The organism is Streptomyces sp. RLA123 (genome assembly GCF_056270165.1).
In genome coordinates this window covers 4,054,252-4,066,529 of sequence record NZ_JBWDOR010000003.1, presented here as the reverse complement: position 1 = coordinate 4,066,529, position 12,278 = coordinate 4,054,252, and the positions used below count along the sequence as shown (strand labels likewise).

The following is a 12,278-nucleotide window of genomic DNA, read 5'->3' as shown; positions in this document are numbered from 1 at the left end:
ACATGACTGCTTGCGCGGCTACTTCTTGGTCTCGACGGCGTGGCCGCCGAACTGGTTGCGCAGTGCGGCGATCATCTTCATCTGCGGGGAGTCGTCCTGGCGCGAGGCGAAGCGGGCGAAGAGCGACGCGGTGATCGCGGGCAGCGGCACGGCGTTGTCGATGGCCGCCTCAACGGTCCAGCGGCCCTCGCCGGAGTCCTCCGCGAAGCCCTTGAGCTTTTCCAGGTGCTCGTCGTCGTCGAGGGCGTTGACGGCCAGGTCCAGCAGCCAGGAACGGATGACCGTGCCCTCCTGCCAGGAGCGGAAGACCTCGCGCACATCGGTGACGGAGTCGACCTTCTCCAGCAGCTCCCAGCCCTCGGCGTAGGCCTGCATCATGGCGTACTCGATGCCGTTGTGGACCATCTTCGCGAAGTGGCCCGCGCCGACCTTGCCCGCGTGCACGGAGCCGAAGCTGCCCACCGGCTTGAGGGCGTTGAACACCGGCTGGACCTTCTCGACGTGCTCGGCGTCGCCGCCGTACATCAGCGCGTAGCCGTTCTGCAGGCCCCATACGCCGCCGGAGACACCGCAGTCGACGAAGCCGATGCCCTTGGCCGCGAGCTCCTCGGCGTGCTTCTCGTCGTCCGTCCAGCGGGAGTTGCCGCCGTCGACGACGACGTCCCCGGGAGAGAGCAGCTCGCCCAGTTCGTCGATGGTGGACTGGGTCGCTGCACCGGCCGGCACCATCACCCAGACCACCCGAGGGGCCTCGAGCTTGTCCACAAGTTCGCGCAGGCTGTGGACGTCGGCGAGGTCCGGGTTGCGGTCGTAGCCGATGACCGTGTGTCCGGCCTGGCGGATGCGGGTGCGCATGTTCCCGCCCATCTTGCCGAGACCGATGAGACCGAGCTCCATCGTTGATCCTTCGTTCGAAGCCTGCCTGACCTAGGTCGAGCCTACGTCGGCCCTCAACGGCCGACGTGACCGGACAGGCCTCGCATCAGCCGGACAGCCGGACCGGCATGATCAGGTACTTGTACGCATCGTCCGCCTCGGCGTCGGCAGCCGGACGGCCGCTCAACAGCGCGGGCTTGGTGGACGTGGTGAACGACAACTGCGCCACGGGGGAGTCGATTGCGCTCAGGCCGTCCAGCAGGAACGTCGGGTTGAAGGCGATCGAGATGTCGTCGCCGTCCAGCTTGGCGTCCACCCGCTCCACAGCCTGTGCATCGTCGCTGGACCCGGCCTCCAGGGTCAGCACGCCCTGCTCGAAGCTCAGCCGCACCGGCGTGTTGCGCTCGGCCACGAGGGCGACGCGCTTGACGGCCTCGACGAACGGGGGGGTCTCGATGACCGCGACGGAGTTGAACTCCGTCGGGAAGAGCGTGCGGTACTTCGGCAGGTCGCCCTCGAGCAGCCGGGTCGTCGTACGGCGGCCCGCACCCTCGAAACCGATCAGGCCCTCGCCCGCGCCGGAGCCGGCAAGGGCGATGGAGACCGAGTCACCGTTGGTGAGCGACTTGGCGGTGTCCAGCAGCGTCTTGGCGGGGACCAGGGCGACCGCGGAGATGTCCGGGGTCTCCGGCTTCCACAGGAACTCGCGGACCGCGAAGCGGTAGCGGTCGGTGGCGGCCAGGGTGACGGTGTCGCCCTCGATCTCGATGCGCACACCGGTGAGCACCGGGAGGGTGTCGTCACGGCCGGCGGCGATCGCGACCTGGGCGGCGGCCGCGGCGAAGACCTCGCCGGGGACGGTGCCGGAGGCGATCGGCATCGCGGGCAGTGCCGGGTACTCGTCCACAGGCAGGGTGTGGAGTGTGAATCGCGAGCTGCCGCAGACGACGGTCACGCGCACACCGTCGGTGGAGATCTCCACAGGCCTGTTGGGAAGTGCCCGCGAGATGTCGGCGAGCAGCCGGCCGGAGACCAGGACGGTGCCGTCCTCCTCGACATCGGCCTCGACGGAGACCCGGGCCGAGACCTCGTAGTCGAAGCCGGACAGGCTCAGCCGGCCCTCCTCGGCCTTCAGCAGCAGCCCTGCAAGGACCGGCACCGGGGGACGGGCCGGGAGACTGCGGGCCGCCCAGGCCACTGCCTCCGCGAGTACATCGCGCTCCACCCGGATCTTCACCGGAACCGCCTCCTGCTGTTGCTGGCTGTCTGTGGCCGAACTGTCTCTTGGCCCTGCTGGCCCTCTTGCCGGGGAACAGTCTGACAGCCGCCACCGACATGCGGTGCGCGTTGGGGTCAAGCCGGAGCCGGAGGGGTCGGGCGGTCGACGGCTCGTTTGTGCACAGGCCCCGCTTCGAAGCAGGTCTCCCGGTATCTATCCCTGGTCGTAGTAATAGGGGGTGTGGATACCGTGGATAAGTGGTTCCTGCGCAGGTCAGGCCACGTTTTTTGTCCACCGCGCCTGTGGGTGGAGCCGGTGGACAAACAGCCCCGTCTGTGGACGGCCCGACGTTGTGCACACGCAATGCACAGGACGGGCCCGGTTCTCCCCAGCACTGTCCCCAGGAATACCCAGGTTCTCCCCAGCCCAACCCACCACGTTGGTGTGACGCGGTTCACTCCGACCGGTGAGTGGTCGTGTCGGGTTGCCGAACAGTGGACAGAACTGTGGAGAAGCCACCCGGATGTGGGGACAACTGCCCCGATCCTGTGGGCGGCCGGTGGACAACCTCGTGGACGTCCCTGTGGGCGGTTCGGGCGTCCACAGTCTGTGGATCAGGGTTGCCCACAAATCCACACGCCTCCCAGCTGGCCCGATGAGTCTCCCACGGTCCCGGCTGTGGACGAGTTCTGGACAACTCGGGCATCCCCAGGCTGTGGACGGGGAAATCCGGGCTGTTGCTGTGGAGAGACGTTCCTGTGCCCGGCGCGCTGCCGGCGCGTTCGAACAAAGCGAAGCGCCCCGGGAGTTGGACCCGGGGCGCTGAGGACGCGTGGAGGCCGCCGAAACGGTCGGCGAGAGGCTGGGACGGGTCTGTGGCGGGGGCTGCCGCGGGCGACGGGAACACCGCGGAGGGGCCTCGGGCGGACCTGCCCCGCCCTCGGCCGTGGCCCCGGCCGAGGTCAGCTCTTGATGCGGTTGGTGAGCTCGGTGACCTGGTTGTAGATGGACCGCCGCTCCGCCATGAGGGAGCGGATCTTCCGGTCGGCGTGCATCACCGTCGTGTGGTCGCGGCCGCCGAACAGCGCGCCGATCTTCGGCAGCGACAGATCGGTGAGCTCACGGCAGAGGTACATCGCGATCTGGCGCGCCGTGACCAGCACCCGGCTGCGGGAGGAGCCGGAGAGGTCCTCCACGTCCAGTCCGAAGTAGGAGGCCGTCTCGGCCATGATCGCCGGGCCGCTGATCTCCGGCACGGAGTCCTCGCCGCCCGGGATCAGGTCCTTCAGCACGATCTCGGTCAGCTGGAGGTCGACCGGCTGCCGGTTCAGGCTCGCGAACGCGGTCACCCGGATCAGCGCGCCCTCCAGCTCGCGGATGTTGCGCGAGATCCGGGAAGCGATGAACTCCAGTACCTCCGGCGGCGCGTTGAGCTGCTCCTGCACGGCCTTCTTGCGCAGAATCGCGATCCGGGTCTCCAGCTCAGGCGGCTGGACGTCGGTGATCAGGCCCCACTCGAAGCGGTTGCGCAGCCGGTCCTCCAGGGTGACCAGCTGCTTGGGCGGCCGGTCCGAGGAGAGCACGATCTGCTTGTTCGCGTTGTGCAGGGTGTTGAAGGTGTGGAAGAACTCCTCCTGCGTCGACTCCTTGCTCGCCAGGAACTGGATGTCGTCGACGAGCAGGATGTCCATGTCGCGGTACCGCCGGCGGAACGCGTCCGCCTTGCCGTCGCGGATGGAGTTGATGAACTCGTTGGTGAACTCCTCCGAGCTCACGTACCGGACCCGGGTGCCGGGGTACAGGCTCCGCGCGTAGTGCCCGATGGCGTGCAGCAAGTGGGTCTTGCCGAGGCCGGACTCCCCGTAGATGAACAGCGGGTTGTACGCCTTGGCCGGTGCTTCTGCGACGGCCACCGCCGCGGCGTGCGCGAAGCGGTTGGAGGAGCCGATGACGAAGGTGTCGAAGAGGTACTTGGGGTTCAGCCGGGCCGTTGGCTCGGCAGGGCCGCCGGAGCTGCCCGAACCCGTGCCGGATCCGCCGCCGTGGCCGGAGGAGTTGTGGCCGGAGGAGTTGTGGCCGTTGTGGCCCCCGTGCGAGTTGTGGCTGTTGTGGCCTCCGTGCCCGACGGGGCCGCCGCCGTTGTGGCCGCCCGGCGTGCGGGGGGCGGGCATCTGGGGCATCTGGGTCGCGGGGGGCTCGCGGCGGGGCGGGACCTGGTGCGCCGGCGGCATGTCGTAGCGCGACACGGGCGACTGGTAGGGCTCGCGCTCCTGGAAATCGCCCAGCCGCTGCTGCTGCCAGTGGTCCTCGGGATCACGGGGCGGCCAGCCGACGGGAGAACCGGCCTGGTGCTCGGGATACGCACGGCGCATCCGCGGGCCTTCTCCGTACCCGTGCTGCGGTTCGTCGTAAGGAGAGGGCTCGGAGGCGTACGGGCCCTGCTGCACTTCATGGGCGGGCGAGGGCGGCGGCGCGGGGGCCGCGTCGTGCTCGCTGCCCGAGGCGACGGCGATGGCGATGCCCACCGGGTGACCGAACTCACGGCTGAGCACCTCGGTGATCAGCGGGAGGAGCCGTCCCTCCAGCACGCTCTTGGCGAACTCGTTCGGAGCCGAGAGCACGGCGGTGCCCGCGACCAGGGCGAGCGGCTGGGTGCGCTGAAGCCAGTCCGCGTCCTTCGGCTTCAGGTCGTCGCCGTCGACGAGAAGTTTCTGCAGGACCCTTGGCCAGACTGAGGCAAGATCGGCAGTTACGTCAGCCACAGGGCACGCTCTCTCGGTCGCTGGTCGGTGCCGATGGGTCCCACGAAGGTGTGGTTCTTGGGACGGACGGGAATGTTTTGGGGTTCTGCCACGGTAGTCAGCCGGGCCCGCCTGGTTCAAGTCGTTGTCCACAGGGTGTGCAAAACCACGGCCGGATGGCGGCGCTCACCGGCCGCAGGGCCCGCTGGTTTGACCTGACGCCTCAGCCGCGCGTACCGTAACCAGGTCGAGTTGTCGATGGCTGCTGCCGCCTGCCTACCGATGGGCGAGGATCACCGAGGTGATCGTTAAGCGGTGCACACTGCGATGTTCCGCGAGTCTCTCGTGGGCGCACGGTGACAGCCAGGCGACGCCCCGCCAACACACGATTCATCCTGGAGCCCCCGAGTGAGCAAGCGCACCTTCCAGCCGAACAACCGTCGTCGCGCCAAGACCCACGGCTTCCGGCTGCGCATGCGTACGCGTGCCGGTCGCGCCATCCTCGCGACCCGCCGTGGCAAGGGCCGCGCCCGTCTGTCCGCCTGATCGCACCGAAGCGCGAGGTGTGGTGCCGTGCTGCCCAGCGATAATCGGCTGAGGCGGCGGCAGGACTTCGCGAGCGCGGTACGTCGAGGACGCCGGGCCGGGCGACCCCTTCTGGTCGTTCACCTGCGCACCGACACTGAGACAAGGGACCCGCACGCGGCGGGGGGAAGTGCCCCCCCGGCGCGTGCGGGTTTCGTTGTCAGCAAGGCCGTCGGAGGCGCTGTTACCCGGAACCTGGTCAAGCGTCGGCTTCGTCACCTTGTTCGCGAACGTCTGTCCGTGCTGCCCCCCGGTAGCCTGGTAGTCGTACGAGCGCTGCCCGGTGCGGGTGACGCAGACCATTCACAGCTGGCCCGAGACCTGGATGCCGCCCTCGGGAGGCTCCTGGGGGTGGCGCGATGAAGTACCCGCTACTGGCGTTGATCAAGATTTACCAGTGGACCATCAGCCCGTTGCTCGGTCCGGTCTGCAAGTACTACCCCTCGTGTTCTCACTACGGGTATACGGCGATCGATCGGCATGGCGCGATCAAGGGCACCGCCTTGACCGCGTGGCGGATCCTGCGTTGCAACCCGTGGTCGCTCGGCGGTGTGGATCATGTCCCGCCGCGTAAGCGACCGCCGTGGCACGTTCGGCTGCGTGACGCCCTGCGGGGCGATACGACAGGCGGGTCCGTTACTCCCGAGCCCGTCGAGACCCCTAACGCCCAAGGAGCCTGACCGTGGGGATCTTGAACCCCCTCTACGACGCAGTTTCGTGGATCATCGTCCAGTTCCACTCGCTGTACAGCCTTGTCTTTGACAAGGACAGCGGACTGGCCTGGGGTCTGTCGATCGTCTCACTGGTGGTCCTGATCCGGATCTGCCTGATCCCGCTCTTCGTGAAGCAGATCAAGGCGACCCGGAACATGCAGGCGCTCCAGCCGAAGATGAAGGCGATTCAGGAGCGCTACAAGAACGACAAACAGCGTCAGTCCGAAGAGATGATGAAGCTGTACAAGGAGACGGGTACCAACCCGCTCTCCTCGTGCCTTCCGATCCTGGCGCAGTCGCCCTTCTTCTTCTCGCTGTACCACGTCCTCAGCAACATCGCGAAGGGCAACCAGGTGGGCGTGCTGAACGCCGACCAGGTTGCGAGTGCCCAGAAGGCGCACATCTTCGGTGCCCCGCTCGCCGCGACGTTCCGGGACGGCGCCGACAAGGTCGCGCAGCTGGGCGCATCGGTCACCGACGTCCGTGTGGTCACGATCATCATGATCGTCCTGATGTCGGCCTCGCAGTTCTACACGCAGCGCCAGCTGATGACCAAGAACGTCGACATGACGGTGAAGACCCCGTTCATGCAGCAGCAGAAGATGCTGATGTACGTCTTCCCGATCATGTTCGCCGTCTTCGGCATCAACTTCCCGGTCGGTGTCCTCATCTACTGGCTGACCACCAACGTGTGGACCATGGGCCAGCAGATGTTCGTGATCCGCCGCAACCCGACGCCGGGCAGCCTGGCCTTCCAGCAGCGCCAGGAACGCCTGAAGGCCAAGGGCCTGCTCAAGGAGGAGCCTGTCGCCGCCAAGGAGGCGCAGGACGCCGCCCCGGTCAAGCGCGCGCAGCCCAAGCGGCAGACCAAGTCCCAGCGCCAGACGGGCGGGCCCGCTCCCGTCCAGCCGGCTGTGGGCAGCAGCAAGCCCAAGCAGGGCGGTGGTGGCGCCGCGGGGAACAAGCCGCCCAGGCCCAGCAGCGGCGTGGACAAGCCGAACCTGTCGAAGAAGAAGTAGTAGAGGAGCCCCGTCGTGACGGACGGCAACACCACCGACGCGCTGACCCACCTCGAGCAGGAGGGTGAGATCGCGGCCGATTACCTCGAGGGGCTGCTGGACATCGCCGACCTCGATGGTGACATCGACATGGACGTCGAGGGCGATCGTGCGTCGGTCTCCATCGTCGGCGAGTCGTCGACGAGCCGTGATCTCAACAAGCTGGTGGGTCGGGAGGGCGAGGTCCTGGAGGCGCTCCAGGAACTCACCCGGCTCGCGGTGCACCGGGAGACCGGTGACCGGAGCCGCTTGATGCTGGACATCGCCGGCTTCCGGGCGCGTAAGCGCACCGAGCTGACGGACCTGGGCGTCAAGGCCGTCGAGGAGGTCAAGGACAGCGGTCAGCCGGTGAAGCTGAAGGCGATGACGCCCTTCGAGCGGAAGGTCGTGCACGACGCCGTCGCGGCGGCCGGCCTTCGCAGCGAGTCCGAGGGCGAGGAACCCGAGCGCCGCGTGGTGGTTCTTCCCGCCTGACCCGCTTTCCAGTTCCCCCGTCGTACCTATTTTGGCCCCGTCTGTTCGCAGGCGGGGCCGAATCTTGTCAGCCTGATGACGGCTCTCACGGTTCTGAGGGCCCCCACTTACGGAAGGACAGTTCTCGTGACGGAAGCAGCGTCGGAGCTTCCCCCGGCACCGGAAGCGGCGCGGGAGGTCTTCGGAGAGCGTTTCGCGGACGCGGTGCGCTACGCGGAGCTGCTGGCCGACGCGGGGGTGGGACGTGGCCTCATCGGTCCTCGGGAGGTTCCCCGGCTGTGGGAGCGGCATCTGTTGAACTGTGCGGTCCTCTCCGAGGTGATCCCGTACGGTGCCTCGGTCTGCGATGTCGGCTCCGGAGCGGGTCTGCCCGGCATTCCCCTGGCGCTGACCCGGCCCGACCTCACGATCACACTCCTGGAACCGTTGCTTCGCCGGACCACTTTTCTGGAGGAGGCCGTCCGGCTGCTCGGCCTCGACAATGTCGGGGTGGTCCGAGGCCGTGCCGAGGAGATGGTCGGTACGCTGCCTCCGGTGGATGTCGTGACTGCTCGCGCCGTGGCGCCACTGGAGCGGCTGGCCGGCTGGGGGATGCCGTTGCTCCGTCCGCACGGGGAGATGGCCGTGCTGAAGGGGGACACCGCCGAGGAGGAACTGAAGGCCGCCCGGGCCGCGCTGAGTCGGCTCGGTGCCGCAGAGACCTCTGTGGTGCAGGTCGGTGAAGGTGTGGTGGACCCACAGTCCACGGTTGTCCGGGTGATCGCGGGGGAGAGCCCCGGCGGTGTCCGTGCCGCGACCCGGCGAGCCAAGGCGGCGCGGGCGAACCGTCGGCGTCAGCGCTGAATGTGACGTTGACGACATCCCGTGGCTGTGCTCCATATAACCGGTCAAACCATGACAACCCGGAGTGTCGGATAGGAAACAGATGCGCGGCTGCGCATCGTGTTTCACGTGAAACGGCGCTCTCTGCTTCCAGGAATCCTCGGTCGTGCCCGTGCGGCGGCCGAAACGCTGACCCAACGGGCCTCGGAGCCGGTCGCTCCGGCGAGCCGACCGAAGGATTCATCCACAGGAGAACGGGCCTCACTGGTTCGCGACCCCGAAAGCATGGCAGGCTCTGTTCATTGCGAGCTTGTAGTCGAGGAGAGTGAATCCTTGCGGTCCGACGCCAACATCGCGGGACCGATGGCCGATCCGGTCCCCGGTCCCCGTACCGAGCTGTTCGGGGAGGATGTTTCACGTGAAACACCGCCCCCGATGGACGACACCCCCATCGGCCGAGCCGCCCAGCTGGCCGTCGAGGCTCTGGGGCGGGCCGGTGAAGGACTCCCCCGCCCACCCGAGACCAGAGTGGTCGTCGTCGCCAACCAGAAGGGGGGCGTCGGCAAGACCACCACGACCGTCAATATGGCGGCTTCCCTGGCCCTCCACGGGGCCCGTGTGCTCGTCGTGGACCTTGACCCCCAGGGCAATGCCTCCACGGCGCTGGGGATCGACCACCACGCCGAGGTGCCGTCCATCTATGACGTCCTGGTCGAGAGCAAGCCGCTCTCCGACGTCGTGCAGCCGGTCCCTGACGTGGAGGGGCTGTTCTGCGCCCCCGCCACGATCGACCTCGCCGGCGCGGAGATCGAGCTTGTGTCGCTGGTGGCACGAGAAAGCCGACTGCAGCGGGCGATCGAGGCCTATGAGCAGCCGCTCGACTACATCCTCATCGACTGTCCGCCCTCGCTCGGTCTGCTGACCGTCAACGCCCTGGTGGCGGGAGCCGAGGTGCTCATCCCGATCCAGTGCGAGTACTACGCCCTGGAGGGTCTGGGGCAGCTGTTGCGGAACGTGGAGCTGGTGCGTGGCCACCTCAATCCCAAGCTGCACGTCTCCACCATCCTCCTCACCATGTACGACGGCCGTACCCGGCTCGCCTCACAGGTCGCGGAGGAAGTGCGCACCCACTTCGGCAAGGAAGTGCTGAGTACGAGCATTCCGCGCTCGGTCCGCATCTCGGAGGCGCCCAGCTACGGTCAGACCGTGCTGACCTACGACCCGGGGTCAAGTGGAGCGTTGTCCTACCTCGAGGCGGCGCGGGAGATGGCGATGCGCGGTCTCGGTGGCAGCAGTGAGTTCAAGGAACAGAGCAGCTCGGAGGGGATCCAGTGAGTGAGCGACGCAGAGGGCTCGGCCGTGGTCTTGGCGCGCTGATTCCTGCCGCACCCAATGGTGCGGATCAGGCAGCCGCGACCGCGGTGGCCACGGCTGCGGCTGCCGCCCCCGCCGTGGCGGTCCTGGCGCCGGAGCGGGGGATCGCGGTGGCGAAGGTGACCGCCCTCGCGGAGCACAGCGGGACCGTGGAGATCCCTGTTTCACGTGAAACGCGGGAAGGGATCAGCGATCACGGGCCGGTCCCGGTGGCGGGAGCGTACTTCGCGGAGGTGCCGCTCGACGCGATCACCCCCAACCCGCGCCAGCCCCGTGAGGTCTTCGACGAGGACGCCCTCGCCGAACTCGTCGCATCCATCAAGGAAGTCGGTCTCCTCCAGCCGGTCGTGATCCGGGAGACCGGCACGGACCGCTATGAGCTCATCATGGGTGAGCGTCGGTGGCGGGCCAGCCGCGAGGCCGGGTTGGAACGCATCCCGGCGATCGTCCGCGCCACCGAGGACGAGAAGCTCCTTCTCGACGCCCTCCTGGAGAACCTGCACCGCGCGCAGCTGAACCCGCTCGAGGAGGCCGCGGCCTACGACCAGTTGCTGAAGGACTTCGCCTGTACGCACGAGCAGCTGGCCGACCGGATCGGCCGTTCCCGTTCCCAGGTCTCCAACACCCTGCGGCTGTTGAGGCTCTCGGCGCCCGTCCAGCGCCGTGTGGCGGCCGGTGTGCTCTCCGCCGGGCACGCCCGCTCACTGCTCGCCCTGGAGGACGTGGAGGACCAGGACAAGCTCGCCAGCCGGATCGTGGCCGAGGGGCTGTCGGTGCGCGCGGTCGAGGAGATCGTGCATGTGATGAACTCCGAGACCGCACCCGTCCGGAAGTCCGCGACGCCGCGAGCCGGGAGGCGCGTCTCCCCCGCCCTCACCGATCTTGCACTGCGTCTGTCGGACCGGTTCGACACCCGGGTGAAGGTGGACCTCGGCCAGAAGCGCGGGAAGATCGTCGTCGAGTTCGCCTCGATAGAGGATCTGGAGCGCATCCTCGGCTCGATGGCTCCGGGCGAGAGCAACACCCTTCAACGGTCGCTGACCGAGGAGACCGACGAAGACGAGGAGTGAGCCGACCCTCCCGCCCGGCCGCCAGGGCCGGCTCACCACACGACAGCGGGCCACATCCCCTCGGGGAATGTGGCCCGCTTTTTGCTGGACCGTTGGTGTTGTCCTGTGTCGGACATGTCCTGCCGCGGATACGATGCGTACGAGATGGAGCACTACCCCCTGAGGTGGGAGGCCCATGCGATCGGTGCGGCGCGCTGGAGTGGAGCACGATTGGCAGACGGCCGCTCTCCTGGCCGCGGGACTGGGACTGGGGGCGGTGGGTGGCTTCGTCGGCAGTTGGGTCCACGACAGAAACGAGGGTCTGACCTCATGGGGCGTCGGCTCGTTCCGCTCACGCTGGACAACCTCCCGGATCTCCCCAACCGCTGCCGCGCGTGCGTCTTCTGGGAACTCGACCCGGTAAGCGGTGAGGCCGCCGTCCAGACCGGGAAACCGGAGCTGGAGAAGGAGTCCTGGATATCGGCCGCCCTGCTGGAGTGGGGGTCGTGCGGCCGGGTCGTCTATGTCGACGAGGTCCCGGCTGGCTTCGTCCTCTACGCGCCGCCCGCGTATGTGCCACGCTCCACGGCCTTCCCCACGAGCCCTGTCTCCGCCGACGCGGTCCAGCTGATGACGGCGCGGATCATGCCGGGGTTCCAGGGCCAGGGACTGGGCCGGGTGCTGGTGCAGACCGTCGCCAAGGACTTGGTACGACGCGGCTTCCGGGCCATCGAGGCTTTCGGCGACGCACGTTGGGAGGAACCCGCGTGCGTGCTGCCGGCGGAACATCTGCTGGCGGTCGGTTTCAAGACGGTGCGTCCGCATCCCCGCTTCCCCCGGCTGCGGCTGGAGCTGAGGACGACAATCTCCTGGCGAGAGGATGTCGAGTTGGCGATCGACCGCCTGCTGGGAGCCGTCCAGAAGGAACCCGCGCTGCGGCCCCTGTGACAGCGAAGAAGGCCCGTCCCGGTGAGGGGGCGGGCCTTCTTCGCTGTCCGTCGTCAGGGCCGGTGTGTCAGCCGATGAAGTCGGAGAGGTCGCGCTCGATGGCGGCCTTCGGCTTGGCGCCGACGATGGTCTTCACGACCTCGCCGCCCTTGTAGACGTTGAGGGTCGGGATCGACATGACGCCGTACTTGGCGGCGGTGACCGGGTTCTCGTCGATGTTCAGCTTGACGATGGTGATCTGCTCGGCGTGCTCGGCGGCAATGGCCTCCAGAGACGGAGCGATCTGGCGGCAGGGACCGCACCACTCGGCCCAGAAGTCGACGAGGACGGGCTTGTCGCTGGCGAGGACCTCCTCGTCGAAGGTCGCATCGGTGACGATCTTGGTGTTGCCGGCCACGGCTGTCTCCTCGGGGTGTTGT

12 protein-coding genes and 1 pseudogene are annotated in these 12,278 nt (G+C 67.9%); 9 read left to right on the top strand and 4 right to left on the bottom strand.

The features are described from left to right. Positions 1–18 precede the first annotated feature (18 nt). The 3 genes and pseudogenes from gnd to dnaA form a co-directional block, all read right to left on the bottom strand. Positions 19–903, bottom strand: a pseudogene (gnd, locus tag RV983_RS18440) (phosphogluconate dehydrogenase (NAD(+)-dependent, decarboxylating)); the annotation flags it as partial. A 79-nt stretch (positions 904–982) separates the two neighbouring features. Continuing rightward, positions 983–2,113, bottom strand: coding sequence for a DNA polymerase III subunit beta (dnaN, locus tag RV983_RS18435; protein WP_475986858.1), 1,131 nt, complete (start codon positions 2,111–2,113; stop codon positions 983–985). A 944-nt stretch (positions 2,114–3,057) separates the two neighbouring features. After that, positions 3,058–4,857, bottom strand: a complete 1,800-nt coding sequence (gene dnaA, locus RV983_RS18430; protein ID WP_475986857.1) for a chromosomal replication initiator protein DnaA — start codon at positions 4,855–4,857, stop codon at positions 3,058–3,060. Between the two features lie 387 nt (positions 4,858–5,244). Here dnaA and rpmH point away from each other — a divergent pair, with 387 nt between their 5' ends. The 9 genes from rpmH to RV983_RS18385 all read left to right on the top strand — a co-directional run bounded on the left by rpmH (position 5,245) and on the right by RV983_RS18385 (position 11,859). Then, positions 5,245–5,382: a 50S ribosomal protein L34 gene (rpmH, locus tag RV983_RS18425; protein ID WP_030354375.1), complete on the top strand. Its 138-nt coding sequence runs from the start codon at positions 5,245–5,247 to the stop codon at positions 5,380–5,382. Positions 5,383–5,409: 27 nt separating this feature from the next. Beyond that, the gene (rnpA, locus tag RV983_RS18420; RefSeq protein WP_475986856.1) at positions 5,410–5,784 is read left to right on the top strand and encodes a ribonuclease P protein component; all 375 of its coding nucleotides are present in this window, start codon (positions 5,410–5,412) and stop codon (positions 5,782–5,784) included. Then, positions 5,781–6,101 carry a membrane protein insertion efficiency factor YidD gene (gene yidD / locus RV983_RS18415; RefSeq protein ID WP_475986855.1) on the top strand — a complete coding sequence of 107 codons (321 nt, stop codon included), beginning with the start codon at positions 5,781–5,783 and terminating at the stop codon, positions 6,099–6,101. The genes rnpA and yidD overlap by 4 nt, the downstream gene beginning before the upstream one ends. Positions 6,102–6,103: 2 nt before the next feature. After that, positions 6,104–7,153 (top strand): membrane protein insertase YidC, encoded by a 1,050-nt coding sequence (yidC, locus tag RV983_RS18410; protein ID WP_475986854.1) that lies wholly within the window; start codon positions 6,104–6,106, stop codon positions 7,151–7,153. 15 nt (positions 7,154–7,168) lie between these two features. Next, the gene (locus RV983_RS18405) at positions 7,169–7,666 is read left to right on the top strand and encodes a Jag family protein (RefSeq protein WP_475986853.1); all 498 of its coding nucleotides are present in this window, start codon (positions 7,169–7,171) and stop codon (positions 7,664–7,666) included. Positions 7,667–7,792: 126 nt separating this feature from the next. Beyond that, positions 7,793–8,509 (top strand): 16S rRNA (guanine(527)-N(7))-methyltransferase RsmG, encoded by a 717-nt coding sequence (rsmG, locus tag RV983_RS18400; RefSeq protein WP_475986852.1) that lies wholly within the window; start codon positions 7,793–7,795, stop codon positions 8,507–8,509. A 264-nt stretch (positions 8,510–8,773) separates the two neighbouring features. Then, positions 8,774–9,823, top strand: coding sequence for a ParA family protein (locus tag RV983_RS18395; protein WP_475986851.1), 1,050 nt, complete (start codon positions 8,774–8,776; stop codon positions 9,821–9,823). Further along, positions 9,820–10,932, top strand: a complete 1,113-nt coding sequence (locus RV983_RS18390; protein WP_475986850.1) for a ParB/RepB/Spo0J family partition protein — start codon at positions 9,820–9,822, stop codon at positions 10,930–10,932. Before RV983_RS18395 ends, RV983_RS18390 begins: the two co-directional genes overlap by 4 nt. A 309-nt stretch (positions 10,933–11,241) precedes the next feature. Continuing rightward, a complete protein-coding gene (locus RV983_RS18385; protein WP_475986849.1) occupies positions 11,242–11,859 on the top strand; it encodes a GNAT family N-acetyltransferase in 618 nt (205 codons plus the stop codon). A 67-nt stretch (positions 11,860–11,926) separates the two neighbouring features. Here the strand turns inward: RV983_RS18385 and trxA are convergent, their stop codons facing one another. Next, positions 11,927–12,256: a thioredoxin gene (gene trxA, locus RV983_RS18380; protein ID WP_319663357.1), complete on the bottom strand. Its 330-nt coding sequence runs from the start codon at positions 12,254–12,256 to the stop codon at positions 11,927–11,929. Positions 12,257–12,278 lie beyond the last annotated feature (22 nt).